Consider the following 20,870-nt stretch of genomic DNA (forward strand, 5'->3'; position numbering starts at 1 on the left):
CCGTATTGTGCACCTGCTAAGGGTGGGCGCATAGCTATTCTTGCGGGTCGATCAGACGGCCGAGCTGAATTGCCGGACGCCGGAGCGATAGGCATCGAACACGGCGGCGATCGAACGGGCGTAGGGTTCACTTGACTTGGCAAGCGTCAGAACGTTGCCGGAGAGGCTGGCGAGCCCGCGCGCGATGAAGGGCTCGAGCCGGTCGCGATTGCCTGCGAGGAGGTCGGCGTCGATCGTTGCGCTGCCCCGGCAGAGCAAATCGGTGATGATGGTGCCGCGACGGCGATCCTCGGCCGAGCGTGCCACGCCCTTGCGTCCTGCAAGCTGGTCGGCACCGATGAGCATGCGATAGCGTCCGGCGTTCTTCTCGGTCTGGACGAAGAGTTCGGGAAACTCGCTGATCGAGGATGCGCCAAGGCCGAGCAGCACGGGCGATTGGTCCTCGGTGAAGCCCTGAAAGTTGCGGCGCAGGGTGCCTGTGCGTGCAGCGACGGCGAGATCGTCTTCGGGCAGGGCGAAGTGATCGAAGCCGACAGGCTGGTAACCGGCGGAGGCCAGTTGCGCATGGCCTTGCGCCGCCATGCGGAAACGGGCCCGCTGGTCTGGCAGTTGGCTGACATCGATGCGCTTCTGCCGCGGGATCATGTGCGGCACGTGGGCATAGCCGAACAGCGCGACGCGATCTGCGCCCATGGCGACAGACTGCTCGAGCGTATCGCTGAGTATCTCGTCGGTCTGGAACGGGAGGCCGTACATCAGGTCGAAGTTGACCGAATCCACCCCGGCGTTGCGCAGGCCATCGGTGGCGCGCGCGATCAGATCGCGCGGCTGGATGCGGCCGATGGCTTCCTGCACACGGGGATCGAGCGTCTGCACCCCAAGGCTTGCCTTGATCACCCCGATGCCGCGGATCGCCATGAACCAGTCTGGCGCCAGGGTGCGCGGGTCCAGTTCGATCGACAGAACCGGCTTTTCGAGGCGGAAGTTCAGCGTCAGCCGGTCGACCAGCCGGACGAAGTCAGTCGGCTTGATCGCGTTGGGGCTGCCGCCGCCAAAGGCGATGCGCGAGACGCGGACCGAAGGGTGCAGGAGGCGAGAGACGAGTTCGATCTCATGGTGCAGCGCTTCGAGGTATGCGCCGAGGCGCTGGCTCTTGTTGGCAGCGCCAGTGTTGCAGCCGCAGTACCAGCAGATTTCCTGGCAATAGGGGATGTGCAGATAGAGCGAGACCGTGCCCCGCAGGGCCTGCAAGGCGGCGCGCTGGCGTTCCTCGAAGCTCTCCTCGACGAATTCGGCAGCAGTGGGGTAGCTGGTGTAGCGTGGAACCGGGGTTTCGAGGAGTTCGGGCCAGTAGGTCCATCCAGCGAAGGTTTCGGGGCCGGTCATCACGTCAGCAGCCATCGGATTCGTCCTCACCTTCCCCGGTATTCTCGCAACAGCTATCGGCGGTGGCGCGCTTGCGCATTGAGATATGACAAATCTTGCAGCAGGGCAGGCTCTTGCTGCCATCGTCCTTGTCAGGAATACGCAAGGGGACCGGCGTTCCGGCTCCGCCGCAGGAGGCGACCATGATCACGCTCGCGTGAGATGGTGCCGGCATGGCCATCTGCAGCACGGCAAGCGGCGCAGCAAAGCGCATGAGGCGGCTCACGGCTGATCCTCTTCGTCGATCAGGATGCGCGCGGCGGCCCCGTCAAGATCGCTGAACTGGCCGCGCTTCAGGGCCCAGAAGAAGGCGGCAAGCCCGAAAAGGCCCATGCCGAGCGCGATGGGGAGCATGAAGGCGATGCCGTTCATCGCGCACCTCCTGCCAGCCGCAGCGAGTTGGCGACGACGATCAGCGAGCTGGTCGACATGGCAACGGCCGCGATGAGCGGCGTGACGTGGCCGAGGATTGCCAGCGGCACGGCAAGGGCGTTGTAGCCGATAGCCAATGCGAAGTTCTGGCGGACGACCTTCATCGTGGCGCGCGAGACGCGGATCGCGCGGGGGATGGCGAGAGCCGAGTCTCCGGTGAAGACCATGTCCGATGCCTGCCGTCCGACATCGCTGGCCGAGCCGGGTGCGATCGAGGCGTTGGCGGCGGCGAGCGCAGGGCCGTCGTTCAGGCCATCGCCCGCCATCATCACCTTCCACCCGACGCGTTGCAGGCGCTGGAGCGCTTCCTGTTTGTCAAAGGGAGAGGCAGCGGCTTGCGCAGTCAGGCCGGTGGCGCGGGCGACGGTCGCCACGGCTTGCAGGGAATCGCCCGAAAGGATCGAAGGTTCGACGCCCAGATCCTTGAGTTCGGCCAGTGCGGCTTGGGTATCGGGGCGAAGGCGATCCGCGAAAGGAATGACGCGCACGGCATCGCCCTGGATACGCAGCGCGGTGGCCATGCCGGCGGACGATGCGGGGCGCCCGAGCGCAACCGACAGGCCGTTCCAGCGCGCGGTGACCCCCTGCCCAGCCTCCTCCTGCACGTCCTCAAGCGTTGCGGCTCGCACGTCGCGCGCGCCCAGCGCCTGCACGAGGCCGAGCGACAGCGGGTGTCGGCTATGGCTGGCGAGCGCGAGCGCCACGGCGGCCTGCACGTCGGTCAGGGCACCAAGGGCAACCTCGTCGGGCACAGGGCGGCCGAGGGTGAGCGTGCCGGTCTTGTCGAGGAGGATGCGGTTGACTTCGGCCATGCGTTCGAGCGCGGAACCATCCTTGACCAGCACGCCCTTCTTGAGGAGCGCGCCTGCTGCGACGACTTGCGCCACCGGAACGGCAAGGCCGAGCGCGCAGGGGCAGGTGATGATCAAGACGGCGATGGCGATGACCAGCGACTGGTAGACCCCGGCGCCTGCGATCATCCATCCGGCGAAAGTCAGCGCTGCGAGCGTGTGGACGGCAGGCGCATAGAGCCGCGAGGCGCGGTCGGCGATGCGCACGTACTTGGAGCGCGACTGGCCAGCCGCTTCCATCAGGCGGGCGATCTCGGACAGGGCGGTGTCCTGCCCGCTCGCGGTGACGCGCACGTCCACGGGCGCATCGACATTGAGCGTGCCTGCGTGGACCAACGTCCCCGGCATGGCTTCGACGGGCGCGCTTTCACCGGTCAGAAGCGACTGGTCGAAGCGGCTGGTGCCGCGCAGGACTTCGCCGTCTGCGGCGAGACGCTCGCCCGCCGCGACGCGCATCAGCATGCCGGGGCGCAGGGATTTCGTATCGAGCCAGCGGGTTGCGCCATCGGCCTCGACGACCATTGTGCCGGTCGCCACCTGCCGCAGCAGGGCATCGACGCCCGAGCGTGCGCGGTCACGCATCATCGCGTCGAGCACGCGGCCTGCGAGCAGGAACATGAGCAGCATCAGCACGCCGTCGAACCATGCTTCCGTGCCGCCGGTCAGCGTTTCGTAAAACGAGAGGCCGGTAGCAATGGTCACGCCGATCGAGATGGGCACGTCCATGTTGGTCTTGCCGTGGCGCAGGACTTTCCAGGCCGAAGCGAAGAACGGCCTTCCGGCATACACGATGGCGGGAACGCCGATCATCGCCGAGACCCAGTGGAACAGCGAGCGCGTGGTGCCGTCCGCCCCGGACCAGACGCTGACCGACATGAGCATGACGTTCATGCAGGCAAAGGCGGCGACCCCGAGCGGGGCCAGGAGCGGTTTGACGGCAGAGACAGGCTCGGCCTCGATCTCGCGCGGCTGGGCGTCGAAGCCGGTGGCGGCGAGCGTGGCGACGAGCGCGGGCATTTCGACCGATGGCGCGTGGACGATCTCGACAGTGCGCGCTGTCAGGTTCGTGCGGGCGCTGGTCACGCCGTCGAGCGCGGCCAATGCCCGCTCGACTTTGCCCATGCATCCGGCGCAGTGCATTCCGGGCACCGCAAGAACGGTGTGGATCGCGTCATCGGGGACGGCGCGCAGGCGAGCGGGCGCGTTCACAGGACGTCGCCCACGGTGCGCCAGACCTTGCCTTCGGCTTCGACCGTCACGCGCAGGCGCCAGCGACCGGCTTCGAGCGGAGCAGCATAAGTGCCGGGTGCTACTTCGTGCAGGACGAGGTCGGTCTGCGGGCGCTGGCCGAGGGGGTGCTCGGCAATTGCCGTCACCTTGGCGGCAGCGATGGCCTTGCCGGCGCTGTCATGCAGGACGATGGCTGCCCTGCCTTGCGTATCGCGGCTGACGGCACCCTTCCAGCCGAGCGCCTGTTCGGCGCTGGCTTCCTTGAGCCAGCCATTGAAGTGCTGGCTGGCGACGTAGGAATTCTCGACCACGACGCCGCCGAAAGTCGATGTGGCAAGGCGCGCCATCAGGACGTTGACGCCGACGACCACGCCGAAGAAGCTGACGAGGATCAGGGTGATGTGCTTGCCCGTGAACGGGCGGACTGTGCGACGCATCTGGGTCATTCGTCGTGTCCTTCCGGGGTGGTGAAGGTGGTTTCGCTGCGGTCCATCCCGCCTTCATCATCGGGCGCGGTCAGGACGAAGGCGAATTCGCCGTGGCCCCTTTCGCGATGATGTTCGCCATGTTCGCGGTGGTGTTCGCCTTCCTCGCCACGCTGGTCGACAACGTAGATGCGCAGGCGCTGGGTGGTGTCGGCGGGGACACGCAAGGTGAGGTCACGCCGGGCAGAGGTGGCGTCCATCTCGTCGGTGAACATCGCCGCGCCGGCGAGGCCTTCGAGCGCGACGCGAAAAGTGCGCGGGCGCTCTTCCATGTTGCGCAGCTTGATCGTGTAGGCATTGCGGACGGTGCCGTCGGACAGCATCACGAATTCGGGGTTGCGGTCCTTGGCGACCGAAATGTCGAGCCGGGCGCGCTGGCCCAGGGCAAACAGCATGGCCGCGCCGATGGCTGACCAGACACCGAGATAGATCAGCGTACGCGGCCGGAACATGGTCTTGAGAACCGGGGTCGGCTCCTCGCCCTTCTTCTCCTTCTCGGCATCGACCAGCGTGCAGTAGTCGATCAGTCCGCGCGGACGGCCGACGTCGGCCATGGCCTTGTCGCAGGCGTCGATGCACAGCGCGCAGGTGATGCAGCCAATCTGCGGACCTTCGCGGATGTCGATGCCGGTGGGGCAGACGGCAACGCATTGCATGCAGTCGATGCAGTCACCTAGCGGGGTCGCAGCCTTGACCGCGCTCTTCACCGAACCGCGCGGCTCGCCGCGCCAGTCCTTGTAAGTGACGATCAGGCTCTTCTCGTCGAGCATCGCCGTCTGGATGCGCGGCCAGGGGCACATGTAGATGCAGACCTGCTCGCGCATGAACCCGCCGAAGATGAACGTGGTCATCGTCAGGACGAAGGTGGTGGCATAGGCGACAGGAGCAGCCGTGCCGGTCCAGAATTCGTACTGCAGCGTCGGTGCGTCGGCGAAGTAGAAGATCCAGGCACCGCCGGTGGCGAAACTGATGGCAAGGTAGATGCCCCACTTCAACGCGCGTTTGCCGATCTTGGCGGCAGTCCACGGCGCCTTCTGCAGGCGCAGCTGGGCATTGCGATCCCCATCGATCAGGCGATCGACGTGCTGGAACAGGTCGGTCCATACCGTCTGCGGGCAGGCATAGCCGCACCAGGCACGTCCTACGGCCGACGTCACGAGGAACAGACCGATCCCCGCCATGATCAGCAGGCCCGCGACGAAATAGAATTCGTGCGGCCAGATTTCGATGTCGAACATGAAGAACCGGCGGTGCGCCAGATCGATCAGCACCGCCTGGTCCGGGGCATAGGGTCCACGATCCCAACGGATCCACGGGGTGCCCCAGTAGATCGCCAGGCACACGGCCATGACCAGCCACTTGAAGCGACGGAATGGCCCATCGATAGCCTTCGGGAAGACGGACTTGCGCTTCTCGTAAAGGCCGATTTCGTTCGAGTGGTCCGCGCTGAGTTTGGGATCGTGCGCAGTCATGACCGTGTTGTCCTGTCAGTTCGCAGCAGTTGCGGGGTCGGGAGCGGCGGAAGCGGGTGCTTCCTCACCACCACCGAGAGAGTGGACGTATGTCGCCAGCATCTTGACCGTGACCGGATCGAGGCGGCTGCCCCATGCGGGCATCACGCCGTAGCGGGCATTGGTCACCGTCTGGGTCAGGGCCTTGCGGTCACCACCGTAAAGCCAGATCGCGTCATTGAGCTTCGGTGCGCCGAATGCGCGACCGCCTTCACCGGCAGCGCCGTGGCAGGCGACGCAGTTGGCCGCGAAGATCTCTGCCCCCCGCTGCGAGGAGCCGCTGGGCTTTTCCTGCCCGCTGATCACGCGGACATGGCTGACCACGTCCTGCACCTGCGCAGGAGTCAGGATGCCATCGCGCCCGAAGGCTGGCATCTGGCTCATGCGCGTGGCGTCGTCGCCGGGCTGGCGGACGCCATGAAGCAGCGTCTGGTGGATCGTGGCGACATCGCCGCCCCACAGCCAGTCGTCATCGTTGAGGTTGGGATAGCCTGCGCTCCCCGCTGCGCCATTGCCGTGGCACTGAATGCAGTTGACCTTGAATGCGGCGCGGCCACCGTCAATCGCGGCGCGACGCAGGCGTGGATCGGCGGCGATCTGTTCGACGGTGCGCTTGTCCAGCTCCGCCAGCAGCCCGGCCCGGCGCGAGGCTTCGGCCTTCATCTCGTGGTCAAGATCGCCACGGCTGGTCCAGCCGAACGTGCCTGCGGTTGCCCGGTCAAGCAGCGGCCATGCCGGATAGACCACGCAGTAGGCAATCGCAAAGACGATCGTGGCGTAAAACGTCCACAGCCACCAGCGCGGCAGGGGATTGTTGAGTTCCTCGATGCCGTCCCACTCGTGGCCGACGGTTTCGACGCCGGTTGCGTCGTCAATTTTTGGCTTAGACATCGTCTTCGTCCTTGAAGATCGAGTTGGCGACTTCGCGGTTCAGCGGCGTGGTGCCGGGACGGAACGGCCAGAGACAAAGCCCCAGAAAGATGCCCGTCATCACCACGAGCCCCCAACTGTCGGCCAGGTGCCGCAGCAGGTCGTAAGTGGAGTGGGTGTTCATCGGCCCTTCTCCTTCGCAAGGTCCTCTTGGGCGGCGGGCGCATTCACATCGACCAAGGTGCCGAGCATCTGGAGATAGGCGACGAGCGCATCCATCTCGGTCAGGCGCTTGGGATCACCGTCAAAGTCACGCGCCTGCGCCTTGGGGTAGCGCTTGAGCAGGTCGGTAGCGTCCGCATCCGGATCGGCCTGGGTCTTGAGGTCCTCGTTGGCCTTCTCGATGTCAGTCTTCGAGTAGGGCACGCCGACCTGGTAGAGCGTGCGCAGCTCGGCCGTCATGTCGCCCAGATCAAGGTCATGCTCGGCAAGGTGCGCGTATGTCGGCATGATCGATTCCGGCACCACGGCGCGCGGATCCTTCAGATGCTGGACGTGCCATTCGTCGGAGTAGCGGTTGCCGACGCGGGCAAGATCCGGCCCGGTGCGCTTCGATCCCCACTGGAACGGGTGGTCGTACATCGATTCCGCGGCGAGGCTGTAGTGGCCATAGCGTTCGACTTCGTCGCGGAACGGACGGATCATCTGGCTGTGGCAAACGTAGCAGCCCTCGCGGACGTAGATGTCGCGTCCGGCCTGCTCGAGCGGGGTGTAGGGGCGCATGCCGTCCACCTTCTCGATCGTATTGTCGATCCAGAACAACGGGGCGATCTCGACGATGCCGCCCACGGTCACCGCTGCGAAGGCGCAGATGCCCAGCAGGGTGACGTTGCGCTCCAGTTTCTTGTGCTTTTCCACGATGGTGGTCATGGGATTTTCTCCGGATGCGTCGGATCAGGCTGCTTGCGGCGCAGCGACGATGGGACGGTCCTTTTCGGGATCGAAGGCGGCATCGCTCATCGCAGGCTCTGCGCGGAGGTGGCCGAGGATCGTGCGCCAGACGTTGACGGTCATGACCACGGCCCCTGCGAGGTAAAGCAGGCCACCGAAGGCGCGCAGGAAGAACATCGGCTTCAGCGCAAGGACGGTTTCGGCAAAGCTGTTCACCAGGTAACCGTCAGCGCCATATTCGCGCCACATCAGGCCTTGGGTGATGCCTGCCACCCACATCGAGGCGGCGTAGAACACGATGCCCACGGTCGCGAGCCAGAAGTGCCAGTTCACCATGCGCAGGGAGTACAGACGCTCGCGGTTCCACAGGCGCGGCACGAGGTAGTACACGCAGGAGAAGGTGATCATGCCGTTCCAGCCCAGAGCGCCCGAGTGGACGTGGCCGATGGTCCAGTCGGTATAGTGCGAAAGGCTGTTGACCGACTTGATCGACATCATCGGGCCTTCGAAGGTGCTCATGCCATAGAAGGCGAGCGCCATGACCATCATGCGGATGATCGGGTCGGTGCGGACCTTGTCCCAGGCACCGTTGAGCGTCATCAGACCATTGATCATGCCCCCCCAGCTCGGCATCCACAGCATGACCGAGAAGACCATGCCCAGCGTCTGCGCCCAGTCGGGCAGTGCGGTGTAGTGGAGGTGGTGCGGACCCGCCCAGATATACAGGAAGATCAGCGCCCAGAAGTGGATGATCGACAGGCGGTAGGAGAATACCGGGCGTTCGGCCTGCTTCGGAACGAAGTAGTACATCATCGCCAGGAATCCGGCGGTGAGGAAGAAGCCGACCGCGTTGTGGCCGTACCACCACTGCACCAGCGCGCCCTGCACGCCCGCGAAGATCGGGTAGCTGCGGCTGCCGACGAAGCTGACCGGCCAGTTCAGGTTGTTGACGATGTGGAGCATCGCCACGGTGACGATGAACGACAGGTAGAACCAGTTGGCGACATAGATGTGCGGTTCGGTGCGCCTGACGATAGTGCCGACAAAGACCGCAAGGTAGGCGACCCAGACGACGGTCAGCCAGAGGTCGACGTACCATTCGGGCTCGGCGTATTCCTTGCCCTGGGTGATGCCGAGCAGATAGCCGGTGGCGGCCAGCACGATGAACAGTTGGTATCCCCAGAACACGAAACGGGCGAGGCCGGGGAAGGCCAGCCTCGCCCGGCAAGTACGCTGCACGACGTAGAACGACGTGGCGATCAGCGCGTTGCCTCCGAAAGCGAAGATGACCGCGGATGTGTGTAGTGGGCGCAGGCGACCGAACGCAGTCCATTCGAGACCGAGGTTCAGCACCGGAAGCGCCAGTTGCAGGGCGATGACGAGGCCTGCGACAAACCCGGCCATGCCCCAGAACACGGTCGCGATCACGCCCCAGCGGATCACGTCGTCGTCATAGCGGCCCTGATCGGGCGCCATTATGGCCTTGGAGAGATCCACCCCGCGCAGCGTGACGACCAGCCCGATGATGCAGGCGAGCGCGACGATGCCCATGTGGATCGCGAAACCCGCGTCGACCGCTGCAGCGCAGGCGGCGACGGCGATTAGAAGCGCAACAAGCCAGAGGCCAGTGCGCGAGAGCGCCAATTCCATGGAGCCTTCCCTTCCATGAGTGATGTGGATGCCGCGCTGCACCCATGGCGGGGAAGGAACATTGATCCGGGTCAAATCGCGCCAAATCAGTCTCATACTTTAGTCCAAGGGCGCGATTTCGCATTTTTGCGCTCGGTCAATGTGTCGCGATTCGGTGCAGTGCATCAGGCTGTTCGAGCCGCAGAGGATCTGGGGCCAGCGAGGGGCTGGCCATCTGCGGTGCAGGACTAGAGCAATGAAGAAGCTGATTACCGCCGCCCTGCCCCTGGCATTCGCAGCCGCCGCGCTTGCACCGGCACCGGCGCTTGCCGGCTCGGCCGAAGGCAAGTTGCAGGTCAAGGTGCTCGGCACCGCCGTGCTGGCGGACGGCAAGATCGTCGAAGTGAAGAACGACCCGCTGGGTCTGACCACCGGCGCGCAAACCGATGCGAACAACAATGTTGTTCCCACCCTCGCCGTCGAGTACTTCCTCACCCCGAACATCTCGGCCGAGACAATCTGCTGCTTCACGCAGCATCACGTCAGCGGCCGCGGCGCGCTCGCGCCCGCGACGAACATCGTCGATCACGTTCTCATCCTGCCGGCGACGCTGACCCTCAAGTACCACATGCCGCTTGGCGGCGGGATCAAGCCCTATGTCGGTGCAGGCCCATCGGTCTTCTTCTACATCGACGAAAAGCCCGGTAGCAGCATCGTGCCGCTCGGCGTGACCAAGGTGAAGATGTCAAATGGCGTGGGCTTTGCCCTGCAGGCTGGTGTCGACATTCCGATCAACGACAAGGGCATGGGCATCAGCCTCGACGCCAAGAAGTACTTCTCGGATACCACGGCCCGGTTCTACGCCGGCAACACCGAAGTGCTCGCGACCAAGCACACCATGGATCCCTGGGTTCTCAGTGCAGGTCTCGCTTACCGCTTCTGACGAAATCCCCTTCCCGTCCGGCACCCCCCACGCGTGCCGGACACGGGGACGGCGGGCAGGAAATCACGAGGTTCTGGGATCGCCTCGCTGGTTTCCTGCCCGCCACTTTTTGTTTGTGAAGCTTACAAAGGTGAGGATTTCCGTGGCTTTGCCAGCTGTTGCACGGCAGCCACAGCCTCACGCAAACAAGCAACACGCCCTCAGAGCGCAATTGCGTCATGCACTCGCTTCGGCGCATGGGAACTCCAGCACTTGGCTCAGAACAAGTTGCCACGGCAACCAAAGTTGCACCATTTCGGGAGGATACAACAATGGCTAACCCAGCCCGCATTCGCAGGATTCTGCTTTCGTCCGTCGCCTCGCTGGTGATCGCGACCCCCGCCCTCGCCCAGTCTGCCGACGAAACACAGGCCGATGACGCCAGCACAGGCAACGAGATCGTCGTAACCGCAACCAAGCGCGCGCAGACAATCCAGGAAGTGCCGTTTTCGGTCAACGCCCAGACCGCCGCCGACATCGAGAAGACCGGTGCCACCTCGATCGAGGACATCTCGCGCTCGGTCGCAGGCCTCACCGTCCAGAACCTCGGGCCCGGCCAGAGCCAGGTTTCGGTCCGCGGCGTTTCCGCAGGCCAGATCGTCCGCGACCAGCCCGGCGTGAAGGAACAGGTCGGCATTTACCTCGACGAATCCGTCACATCGCTTTCGCTGTTCACCCCGGACTTCGACCTGTTCGACCTCAACCGCGTCGAAACTCTGCGCGGCCCGCAAGGCACGCTGTTCGGTTCGGGTTCGGTCGGCGGAACCGTCCGCTACATCACGAACCAGCCCAAGTTGGGCCAGACCGAGGGCCAGGTCGCCGCTGACGTCAACGTGCTCGATGGCGGCGATGTCGGCTATGCAGCAAAGGGCGCAGTCAACGTGCCGCTGGGCGAGAATGCAGCCCTTCGCGTGGTCGGCTATGGCGAGCATTTCGCCGGGTTCATCAACGCGGTTGGGCCTGCTGCCGGCAAGAACATCAATGATGGTGAACGCTATGGTGTGCGCGCTGCGGTCCTGTTCGAACCCGTCGCTGGCCTGAAGATCACGCCGCGCATCGTCTATCAGGACATCAAGACCAACGGATTCAACCGCGCCGACGTCTATCACCTCTACCAGAGCCCGCTGGCCGGTGCCCCTGCCCTGCCCGAGAACACGCAGTACCTGAAGCTGCGCGAAGGCTTCCGCGACAAGACCACTCTGGCCGATCTCACCATTACCGCGCCCGTAGCCGACACGATCGACGTCACCAGCGTCACCACCTATATCCATCGCGACATTCTCGTCAGCCGCGATGCTTCGGCGCTGACTGGCTCGGTCTCGGTTTCGCCGTTCATCACCGCATTGGGCGCGGCCCCTGCTCTCGGCAACCTGCCTTCGAATCTGAAGGACGCGACCAAGCTCAAGACCTGGACGCAGGAACTGCGCTTGGCCTCGACTGACAAGGGTCCGTTCCAGTGGGTGCTCGGCGGCTTCTACAGCAAGATCGACCGCAAGTACGCACAGCGCCTGCCCACCCCGGGCTATGACGCATTGGTCGATGCGGCGCTCGGTGACGGCGTGTCGGCCGGTGCCGCCAACGGCTTCCCGCTGAACTCGCCATACAACGCCGACATCCCGTATGACATCGAGCAGTTCGCCGTGTTCGGTGAAGCCAGCTACAAGGTTGGTGATTTCAAGCTGACTGCCGGCGGCCGCTACTACGACTTCAAGGAATCGCGTGACTTCATCTCGGGCGGCGTTTTCGCCAACGGTGACCGCAACATCGGCGACAAGACCAAGAGCGACGGCTTCAACCCGCGCTTCATCGTCAGCTATCAGCCGAGCCGCGATCTTTCGGTCAACATCCAGGCCTCGAAGGGTTTCCGCCTTGGCGGCGTGAACGATCCGCTCAACATTCCGCTCTGCTCGGGTGGGGCGAACGGACCAGACGCCAAGACCTACGGCAATCGCCCGAACTACAAGGACGAATCGCTGTGGAACTACGAAGCTGGCGTGAAGCTTGCCAGCGGCCCTGTAACCTTCAATGCGGCAGCGTTCTATAACGACATCCGCAACTTGCAGGTCACTGCCGACGCCGGAAGCTGCTCCTCACGCGTGGTGTTCAACGTTCCCAAGGCGCACACGGCGGGCGTGGAAGTGGAAATGGCCGCGCAGCTTGGCATGGGCTTCTCGCTTGCCGTCAACGGATCGGTGATCGAATCCAAGTTCGACAGCAGCGTCAAGGATGGCACTGGCGCAATCATTGCAGGCATCCGCGATGGCAACCGCCTGCCAACCGTGCCGAAGTTCCAGATGTCGGCGACCGCCGGTTACACGACTGAAGTCTCGAACGGCATGGACTTCTCGGCCAATGCCAGCTTCCAGCACGTCGGCAACCGCTTCACGCAGCCGTCGGATCAGGAGGCAGGTGCAGGTTCGTTCTCGAACTCGATCTTCTTCAACCCGGCTACGCTTGCCAATGGCACCGGCGCCTACAACTTCGGCTCCTACCAGCTGCCCAGCTACAACCTGGTCAACATCTCGGCAGGTCTGAACTGGGAGAACGGGCTGTCGGTGCTGGTCTATGCCAACAACCTGTTCAACGAGACGCCGCTGCTCTCGCTCGACCGCGAACGCGGTGGCCGCGCGCGTCTTGGCTACAATGTCGGCACGCCCCGCAAGATCGGCATGACCGTGCGCAAGTCGTTCTGATCCGGGCGGATCGGATAAGCGAAAGGCCGGTCCCTTGCGGGGCCGGCCTTTTGTCTGCTCACCAAAGAATGCCTTTTCGATCAGGCACAATCGGTTCCGGAGCCTCCAGTCCCATCGACTGCAACAGATCGATCTCGATCGTGCGACACATCGCACAAAGCGGAAGATCGTGCACGCTGTTGGCAAAGGGATCGACAAGATCATCGCCGATCGCGAGCACTGCAAGGAACATCAGCCCGGCTATCGTCGAACCGAGCGGTGTGGCAAAACCCAAGGTCTCGACCAACCCGAACGGCAGAAGCACACAGAACATGTGCACGAACAGTACGGGAAAGAAGCGGTAGTGGTTGGGCAGCGGGGTATTCTTGATCCGCTCCATCCCGCCTTGTGCATTGGCGATATCGACGAGCACGCGCTCCATCTGGGTCTGCTGGATGGTATCCAGCCAGCCTGCACGTCGGGCTTCGTCGATCTTGCGGCCTAGTCCGTCGAGTAGACCGTTGGCAACGTTAGTTCGTTCCAGCGTCGATGACGCCTCTGCCTTTTCGATGTAGCCCAGGACCACGTCGTCAAGCGGTTGCCTGCGCAACTGGCAGCGCAGCGCGTTGACGTAGGCGATCTGGCGAAAAGCGATCTGGCGCTTGAGCTCAGCACCTTCCGGATCGGGCATGAAGTTTCGGGCAGCCCGGCCGATGTTGCGACTGGCGTTTATCATGAGCCCCCAAAGGCTGCGCGCTTCCCACCATCGCTGATAGGCCGAGTTGCTGCGAAAGCCCAGGAACAGGGCAACAGCTGAACCGAACAAGGTAAAGGGCAATTCGGGCGCGCGAAACGGCAGCACGTAGTAGGTGATCGTCACCACCACGTCCCACACGAACAGAATCAGCGCAGGCTTCCAGACTTCGGAAATGATCGTCTTAAGCGACGGAACTGGTTTGGTTATCAAGCGCCTTTGTCCTGGCTAGCTGCTGCAGACATGGCCGAAGCCGCAGTTGAAACCGGACGAAGGCGAAACCAGTCAGCATGTCCAATAAGTGCAAGGAAGGCCGCCAGAAGTATGCCGGCACCGATCAGCAAGAGGACGTCGCGCAAGGCGGGTTTCGGGTTTTCTTCCTGCCTCTGTGGATGATCTTGCCGCATCTGAACTCCTCTTGCGCGATGACTGCGCAGAGAAATGATCAGACCGGGCAGCGTTTCCGTATCAAATCTTTTCCGCTCTGCCGCTGGGCCGGATAGTCGGCAGAGGAGCTTTTAACCTGCCAGGGCGACCAGCGCCCCGCGATTGACGATCTCGACCTCGCGCCGCGAAGGCAGTTCGATCACGCCTTCGTTCTTGAGCTTTGTGAACTGGCGGCTGACCGTCTCGATCGTCAGGCCAAGCACGTCTGCCACCTGCTGGCGCGAGAAAGGCAGCGAGAAGCGCTTGGCGGGACCGAAAGCCGGAGTGCAGCCCGTTTCAGCCAACCGATCAGACATCTCGAGCAGGAACGTCGCGATCTTTTCAGAGGCGTTCTTGCGGCCAAGCAGCATCATCCACGAGCGTGTGCGATCAAGCTCAGCCAGCGTGCGCTCAAGCAGCTTGTGTTCCAGTTCCGGATGCTCGCGGGCGAACCGGTCAAAATCGTTGCGCGAGAATACGCAGACCCGCGCATCGGTCAGCGCGACAACGCTGGCGCTGCTGGTCTGGCCGAAAGGCCTGCCGATGAAGTCGGAAGGATAGGCCACGCCGACGATCTGTTCGCGCCCGTCTTCGGTGCTGGTGGTCAGCTTGAGTACGCCTTCGATCACGTTGGCGACGAGGAGGGAGTCATCGTCTTCCCAGATCAGCGGTTCACCTGCCGTAACCTGTCGGCGCCGACCGATCTGATTGAGCGCTTCGATCTCGCGATTGTCCAGACCGGAACAGATGGCCCGATTGCGAACGACGCATGTATCACAGGAAGACATGCACCTTCGTTATCATTCCGGACCTTTTCCGGCAATTGGCGATGAAGGCGTATCCACCTGCCAAAAAAATGGGGCGGGCCGGATTGCCGGACCGCCCGAGTTGGGGAGAAATCGCCGGAGCGGGGCGGTGGCTGGTAGGAGGCCGCCTCCCCGCTTCGTCGAAGTCCGGTCTAGGCGCGAGTGCGCGCATCCGCGTTGACGGATGTCAAAAACACAAACAATTTTTAGTTTTCTTCGCAGGCGCTCAGTGGTTCGGCAGATGCGTCACGTCGTGATACTGGCCACGGAAGAACAGCAGGGGCGTGCCCTGCTCGCGCCGGTCAAGCGCTTCCACTGCGCCGACCACGAGGAAATGGTCGCCGATGTCTTCCACGCGTTCGACGCTGCAGTCGATCCACGCGATGGCATCTTCGAGCAGGGGCATGCCCGAGGGCGTGTGATCGTGCGCCAATTCGGCAAACTTGTCCTCTGCGCGCGCCGCGAAGCGCTTGCACAGCTCAAGCTGGTCCGAGCCGAGGACGTTGACGCAGAAGCGCCCCGTCGCCGCGATCTTCGGCCAGGTGCCGGAACGCTTGTCCGGAAAAAAGCCTACGAGCGGTGGATCAAGCGAGATCGAACTGAACGAGCCGACCACAAGTCCGTGCCGTGTCCCGTCCTCCTCGACCGAGGTGATGACGCAGACTCCGGTCGGCCAGGTGCCGAGCACGTTTCGGAAATGGCGGGGATCGATCATGCGCGCCTGCCTGTCGCCAAATCGCGCGGGCGTCAACCGGGCTCATAGCCTGTAACCCTATTCCACATACGCGATACAGCGCACTTCAATGCTCTCGCGGATCTTCGTGTCAGGCAGGCTGGTATCGTGAAAGGCGGTGTGCGGGCAACGCCAGGTGACGGAATGGTCGCTGTCCTGGAACTTGAACAACAGCACGTCGTCGGCCTGCATGTTCGAGAAGTACCACCAGCGATGGCGCTCCCGGTGACGGAAGATCGTAGCCGCAATCATCTGGTCCTCACCTGCGACCGGTGCCGTCAGTGCGTCTCCCACCGGAAACTCGTCGACCACGAACAAGGTGTTCGAGGCCGTCTCCTCGTCGGTCACGGTGCGCCCGTCGCATACCGCCAGCGGCCAGTCCTGCGGCCCAGGCGAGAACGTCCGCCAGAGCGAGAAACAGATGTAGCGCTTGTAGCCGGGGCCATCGGGAAAGCGATCTGCATAGATCCGCGCCGCGGCGCGGCGGCCGGTGATCTCGTTGTAGTCTACGTGCGCCTCGCCGGCCGGAGGCTGGATGCCGCCCGAATGCTGGTATCCCTCGACCTTTTCCCTCGCCCGCGCCGAAAGGTCGGCCGAAGTGCGAATCATCCACCCTTGGGCGGCGGTGCGCGTGGCACCGCACAGCTTCGTAACCAACTCCTCCACTTCGCCAAGGTAGGCCGCGTCGACGGCTGGCTTGTCATGGAAATCGACAATCGTGGAACGATGCCTGCCCAGCACGAAGCCGTGGACGTCGAGCGTGAAGTGATCGCGCATCGGCATCCCATCGCGCACGTCACAGGCGTAATCAAAGTATTCACCCGTGTTCATCTCGGCCCCTTGCGAGACGTAGCGCCGGGTCACGTAATTGCCATCGCCCAGATACCGGATCAACGCAGGAGCGCGGCGGGCGGACTCCTCGATCGATTCGATCTGCGCAGCTTCGGTCATGTCTTGCCTCTCCGTGGCCCTATTCCGGGCTTTCTGCACCATCCCATATGTTAGTATACCTAATCAAGTCTCGTGGTGAAAAGAAATACAAGCCAAACGGATCAAACCCGTGTAAGGGGCGCCGCACAGGTATCGCCGTGCACTGTGTGGGAACGGGCTGAGGCGATTCGTGCCGGGAAATGACCCGGCCACCCAGCCGATATTGGCCCAACACTGATGCGAATGCCGCTGTCGCGGCAGGAATGGCGATTTTGACGATGACTTTTGCACACCTCCCCAGCCAGCTCGCGCAGGCTCTCGAAGCGCATGGCTACACCGCCCTGACCCCGGTCCAGAGCGCGGTCAGCGAACCCGAAGCCCATGGTCGCGACCTCGTCGTCTCGGCCCAGACCGGCTCTGGCAAGACCGTCGCGTTCGGCCTTGCCATGGCAAACGAGCTGATCCGCGACGAAAGCGCCCTGCCCTTCGCTACCGCCCCGCTTGCCCTGGTCATCGCCCCCACGCGCGAACTGGCCCTGCAGGTGAGCCGCGAACTGCAGTGGCTCTATGCCCCCACTCACGCCCGGATCGCCACTTGCGTCGGCGGGATGGACCCGTCGCGCGAGCGTCGCATGCTGCAGGGCGGCGCACACATCGTCGTCGGCACGCCGGGCCGCTTGCGCGATCACCACGAGCGCGGCGCGCTCGACCTCTCGGCGCTGGCCTGCGTCGTGCTCGATGAAGCGGACGAAATGCTCGACATGGGCTTCCGCGAAGACCTCGAGGAACTGCTCGACGCGACGCCGGAAAACCGTCGGACACTGTTGTTCTCGGCCACGATGCCCAAGCCCATCGAGGCCCTGGCCAAGCGCTACCAGAGCAATGCCCTGCGCATCTCCACCGTGGGCGAAAATCGCGGCCATGGCGACATCGCCTATCGCGCCGTTGCCGTCGCGCCTGCGGAAATCGAGGCCGCCGTCGTCAACCTGCTGCGCTTCCACGAAGCCGAGACCGCGATGCTGTTCTGCGCCACGCGCGACAACGTCCGTCGTCTTCACGCAACGCTGCTCGAACGCGGGTTCACCGCCGTAGCGCTTTCGGGCGAGCACAGCCAGTCCGAGCGCAACAACGCGCTGCAGGCACTGCGTGACCGCCGCGCCCGCGTCTGCGTCGCCACCGACGTCGCCGCGCGCGGCATCGACCTACCCAGCCTCAGCCTTGTCGTCCACGTGGAAATCCCGCGCGACGCCGAGACGCTGCAGCACCGCTCGGGCCGCACCGGCCGCGCCGGCAAAAAGGGCACCGCAGTGCTCATCGTGCCGTTCCCGCGCCGCCGCCGCGTCGAGATGATGCTGCGCGGGGCGCGGATCAACGCCGAATGGGTCGAAGTGCCGACGCCTGAAGCGATCCGCGCGCAGGACCGCGAGCGCCTGCTCGAAACGATCCTCGCGCCGGTCGAGACGGACGAAGCCGATCTCGAGATCGCACGCACCCTGCTCGAACAGCGCAGCCCCGAAGAACTTGCCGCAGCGCTCGTCCGCGCTCACCGCGCCGCCCTGCCCCAGCCCGAAGAACTGCTTTCGGGCAGTGACGCGGGCCGCGCGCAGCCTGCGCACCGCCCCGGTTTCGATGATGTCATGTGGTTCCGCATGGACGTCGGCCGCCGCCAGAACGCCGACCCGCGCTGGATCCTGCCGACGCTGTGCCGTCGCGGCCACGTCTCGCGTCAGGAAATCGGCGCGATCCGCATTGCTCCCAACGAAACCTGGTTCCAGGTGCCCCGCGCCATTGCCGAGCGCTTTGCCGAGGCCGTACGCCGCACCGCCGATCCCAAGGGCGAAGACGAAAACGGCATCCACATCGAGCCCGCTCCCGATGGCCCACGCGAGGTCGCGCGCGACAATCGCCGTTCGGCCAACGACGGCCCGCGCGGAGACGGCCCCCGCCACAACGGCCCGCGCAATCTCGCCCCGGGCGCTGACGAACGTCGCGGCCCACGCCGCCCGCATCCGGCTGGTGCCCGCCCGCAAGGCAAGCCGCACCGCAAGGGCCCGCAAGGCGCTCGCTGAACAACCGCGCTGTTACGAAAAGGCCCGCCGGATCGCCTCCGGCGGGCCTTTTCGTTAGCACCTGAGGCCAAGCCTACTCTTCGCCCATCCGCAGCGCTGCGATGAACGCCTCCTGCGGGATCGAGACGTTGCCGTACTCGCGCATGCGGGCCTTGCCCTTCTTCTGCTTTTCCAGAAGCTTCTTCTTGCGGGTGATATCGCCGCCATAGCACTTGGCGGTCACGTCCTTGCGCATTGCCGCGATCGTCTCGCGCGCGACGACCTTGCCACCGATCGCCGCCTGGATCGGGATCTTGAACAGGTGGCGCGGGATCAGGTCCTTCAGCCGCTCGCACATGTGCCGTCCGCGCGCTTCTGCCGCGCTGCGGTGGACGATCATCGAAAGCGCATCCACCGGCTCGTTGTTGACGAGGATGCTCATCTTTACGAGATCGCCCTCGCGCAGCCCGATCTGCTCGTAGTCGAAGCTTGCGTAGCCACGGCTGATCGACTTGAGGCGATCGTAGAAGTCGAACACCACTTCGTTGAGCGGCAGTTCGTAAGTTACCTGCGCGCGTCCGCCGACATAGGTGAGTCCGGTCTGGATGCCGCGCCGGTCCTGACACAGCTTGAGCACCGAACCGAGGTATTCGTCGGGGGTATAGATCGTCCCCTTGATCCACGGCTCGTCGATCTGTTCGATACGGCTGGGATCGGGATAGTCTGCAGGATTGTGCAGCAGGATCTCGCGCGCATTGTCGGTGCGGCTCGCGCGCAACTGGATGCGGTAAACCACTGAAGGCGCAGTGGTAATCAGGTCGAGATCGTACTCGCGGCTTAGTCGCTCCTGAATGATTTCGAGGTGCAGCAATCCGAGGAAGCCGCAGCGGAAACCGAAGCCCAGTGCCGCGCTCGATTCCATTTCGAAGCTGAACGACGCATCGTTCAGGCGCAGCTTGGCAATGCTCTCGCGCAGCTTCTCGAACTCGGCCGCATCGACCGGGAAGATGCCGCAGAACACCACCGGCTGCACTTCCTTGAAGCCCGGCAGCGCATCGACTGCGCCCTGCTTGACGGTCGTGATCGTGTCACCCACGCGGGCCTGCGCCACTTCCTTGATCTGCGCGGTGATGAAGCCGATCTCGCCCGGACCCAGTTCGTCCAGCGTCTCGATCTTGGGGCGCATGCAGCCGACGCGGTCGATGAGGTGCTCGGTCCCGCCGGCCATGAACTTGACCTGCAGGCCCTTCTTGATCACGCCATCGATCACACGCACCAGAATGACCACGCCGAGGTACGGGTCGTACCACGAGTCCACCAGCATCGCCTTGAGCGGCTTGGCCCGGTCACCCTTGGGCGGCGGAATGCGTTCGACCACGGCGTCGAGCACTTCCTCAATGCCGATGCCCGATTTCGCGCTGGTCAGCACCGCATTGCTGGCGTCGAGGCCGATCACGTCCTCGATCTCGGCCTTGACCTTTTCGGGTTCGGCTGCGGGCAAGTCGATCTTGTTGATTACCGGCACGATCTCGTGGTCATGTTCGATCGACTGGTAGACGTTGGCGAGCGTCTGCGCTTCCACGCCCTGCGCGGCATCAACCACCAGCAGTGCGCCTTCGCAGGCGGCAAGGCTGCGGCTCACTTCATAGGCAAAGTCGACGTGGCCGGGCGTATCCATCAGGTTTAGCTGATAGGTCTTGCCGTCCTTGCCAGTGTAATCGAGACGCACGGTCTGCGCCTTGATGGTGATCCCGCGCTCCTTCTCGATGTCCATGTTGTCGAGCACCTGCTCGGACATTTCACGTTCGGTCAGGCCGCCGGTGTACTGGATCAGGCGATCCGCCAGCGTGGACTTGCCGTGGTCGATATGGGCGATGATGGAGAAATTGCGGATAAGCGCGAGGTCGGTCATGTCGGTCTTTGAAATGAAAGCGGTGCGGTGCGCACGCAGCGCCGTTAGCAGGCCTCGCCCTGCGAGTCACGATGGCCAGAGCCTCTGCGGGCAAATCGCCGCCAGCAACAATTCATTACAATAAAAAGACGTTTGTTTGACAACGTGCCGGAATGCCTAGACACCAGAATTTACGGAAAATATTCAACACCTTGTATCAATTTATCGGCGTCCCGCCAAAATC

The 20,870-nt window shown here is 63.8% G+C and carries 18 protein-coding genes; 3 read left to right on the forward strand and 15 right to left on the reverse strand.

The genetic code is table 11. The annotated features are described in order from the left end of the window. Nucleotides 1–51: 51 nt before the first annotated feature. Genes hemN through ccoN form a run of 10 tightly spaced genes read right to left on the reverse strand, consistent with a single transcriptional unit; the run spans nt 52 to nt 9,405 of the window. Nucleotides 52–1,401 (reverse strand): oxygen-independent coproporphyrinogen III oxidase, encoded by a 1,350-nt coding sequence (gene hemN / locus IQ25_RS01635; RefSeq protein ID WP_144901605.1) that lies wholly within the window; start codon nt 1,399–1,401, stop codon nt 52–54. Continuing rightward, nucleotides 1,391–1,651, reverse strand: a complete 261-nt coding sequence (locus IQ25_RS01640) for a hypothetical protein (RefSeq protein ID WP_144901606.1) — start codon at nt 1,649–1,651, stop codon at nt 1,391–1,393. The genes hemN and IQ25_RS01640 overlap by 11 nt, the downstream gene beginning before the upstream one ends. Beyond that, the gene (gene ccoS, locus IQ25_RS01645) at nt 1,648–1,797 is read right to left on the reverse strand and encodes a cbb3-type cytochrome oxidase assembly protein CcoS (protein WP_144901608.1); all 150 of its coding nucleotides are present in this window, start codon (nt 1,795–1,797) and stop codon (nt 1,648–1,650) included. Before ccoS ends, IQ25_RS01640 begins: the two co-directional genes overlap by 4 nt. Continuing rightward, entirely contained in the window at nt 1,794–3,917 is a 2,124-nt protein-coding gene (locus IQ25_RS01650; protein ID WP_258536926.1) for a heavy metal translocating P-type ATPase, read from the reverse strand. Before IQ25_RS01650 ends, ccoS begins: the two co-directional genes overlap by 4 nt. After that, nucleotides 3,914–4,384, reverse strand: coding sequence for a FixH family protein (locus IQ25_RS01655; RefSeq protein ID WP_144901610.1), 471 nt, complete (start codon nt 4,382–4,384; stop codon nt 3,914–3,916). The genes IQ25_RS01650 and IQ25_RS01655 overlap by 4 nt, the downstream gene beginning before the upstream one ends. Further along, on the reverse strand, nt 4,381–5,895 hold the full coding sequence (ccoG, locus tag IQ25_RS01660; RefSeq protein WP_144901612.1) for a cytochrome c oxidase accessory protein CcoG: 1,515 nt from the start codon (nt 5,893–5,895) through the stop codon (nt 4,381–4,383). Before ccoG ends, IQ25_RS01655 begins: the two co-directional genes overlap by 4 nt. Before the next feature lie 15 nt (nt 5,896–5,910). Then, the gene (gene ccoP, locus IQ25_RS01665; RefSeq protein ID WP_144901614.1) at nt 5,911–6,825 is read right to left on the reverse strand and encodes a cytochrome-c oxidase, cbb3-type subunit III; all 915 of its coding nucleotides are present in this window, start codon (nt 6,823–6,825) and stop codon (nt 5,911–5,913) included. Next, entirely contained in the window at nt 6,818–6,988 is a 171-nt protein-coding gene (locus tag IQ25_RS01670) for a cbb3-type cytochrome c oxidase subunit 3 (RefSeq protein ID WP_144901616.1), read from the reverse strand. The genes ccoP and IQ25_RS01670 overlap by 8 nt, the downstream gene beginning before the upstream one ends. After that, nucleotides 6,985–7,734, reverse strand: a complete 750-nt coding sequence (ccoO, locus tag IQ25_RS01675) for a cytochrome-c oxidase, cbb3-type subunit II (RefSeq protein WP_144901618.1) — start codon at nt 7,732–7,734, stop codon at nt 6,985–6,987. Before ccoO ends, IQ25_RS01670 begins: the two co-directional genes overlap by 4 nt. A gap of 24 nt (nt 7,735–7,758) precedes the next feature. After that, the gene (gene ccoN / locus IQ25_RS01680; RefSeq protein WP_144901620.1) at nt 7,759–9,405 is read right to left on the reverse strand and encodes a cytochrome-c oxidase, cbb3-type subunit I; all 1,647 of its coding nucleotides are present in this window, start codon (nt 9,403–9,405) and stop codon (nt 7,759–7,761) included. A 235-nt stretch (nt 9,406–9,640) separates the two neighbouring features. On the opposite strand from ccoN, the gene IQ25_RS01685 reads away from it, so the two are divergent. Together IQ25_RS01685 and IQ25_RS01690 are read left to right on the forward strand one after the other, a co-directional pair. After that, entirely contained in the window at nt 9,641–10,327 is a 687-nt protein-coding gene (locus tag IQ25_RS01685; RefSeq protein ID WP_144901622.1) for an OmpW/AlkL family protein, read from the forward strand. A gap of 311 nt (nt 10,328–10,638) precedes the next feature. Beyond that, nucleotides 10,639–13,059: a TonB-dependent receptor gene (locus IQ25_RS01690; protein WP_144901624.1), complete on the forward strand. Its 2,421-nt coding sequence runs from the start codon at nt 10,639–10,641 to the stop codon at nt 13,057–13,059. A gap of 58 nt (nt 13,060–13,117) precedes the next feature. Here IQ25_RS01690 and IQ25_RS01695 read toward each other — a convergent pair whose 3' ends face one another. From IQ25_RS01695 to IQ25_RS01710, 4 genes are all read right to left on the reverse strand, one after another. Next, on the reverse strand, nt 13,118–14,005 hold the full coding sequence (locus IQ25_RS01695; protein WP_144901626.1) for a bestrophin family protein: 888 nt from the start codon (nt 14,003–14,005) through the stop codon (nt 13,118–13,120). Nucleotides 14,006–14,310: 305 nt separating this feature from the next. Next, on the reverse strand, nt 14,311–15,006 hold the full coding sequence (locus IQ25_RS01700; RefSeq protein WP_144901628.1) for a Crp/Fnr family transcriptional regulator: 696 nt from the start codon (nt 15,004–15,006) through the stop codon (nt 14,311–14,313). A 244-nt stretch (nt 15,007–15,250) separates the two neighbouring features. Further along, nucleotides 15,251–15,739, reverse strand: a complete 489-nt coding sequence (locus IQ25_RS01705; protein ID WP_144901630.1) for a flavin reductase family protein — start codon at nt 15,737–15,739, stop codon at nt 15,251–15,253. Between the two features lie 57 nt (nt 15,740–15,796). Further along, the gene (locus IQ25_RS01710; protein WP_144901632.1) at nt 15,797–16,708 is read right to left on the reverse strand and encodes a CmcJ/NvfI family oxidoreductase; all 912 of its coding nucleotides are present in this window, start codon (nt 16,706–16,708) and stop codon (nt 15,797–15,799) included. Nucleotides 16,709–16,965: 257 nt separating this feature from the next. On the opposite strand from IQ25_RS01710, the gene IQ25_RS01715 reads away from it, so the two are divergent. Next, on the forward strand, nt 16,966–18,756 hold the full coding sequence (locus IQ25_RS01715) for a DEAD/DEAH box helicase (RefSeq protein ID WP_144901634.1): 1,791 nt from the start codon (nt 16,966–16,968) through the stop codon (nt 18,754–18,756). Nucleotides 18,757–18,829: 73 nt separating this feature from the next. On the opposite strand, the gene lepA is transcribed toward IQ25_RS01715, so the two are convergent. Beyond that, nucleotides 18,830–20,647 carry a translation elongation factor 4 gene (lepA, locus tag IQ25_RS01720; RefSeq protein WP_144901636.1) on the reverse strand — a complete coding sequence of 606 codons (1,818 nt, stop codon included), beginning with the start codon at nt 20,645–20,647 and terminating at the stop codon, nt 18,830–18,832. Nucleotides 20,648–20,870 lie beyond the last annotated feature (223 nt).

Source organism: Novosphingobium taihuense (assembly GCF_007830315.1).
GTDB classification, from domain to species: domain Bacteria; phylum Pseudomonadota; class Alphaproteobacteria; order Sphingomonadales; family Sphingomonadaceae; genus Novosphingobium; species Novosphingobium taihuense.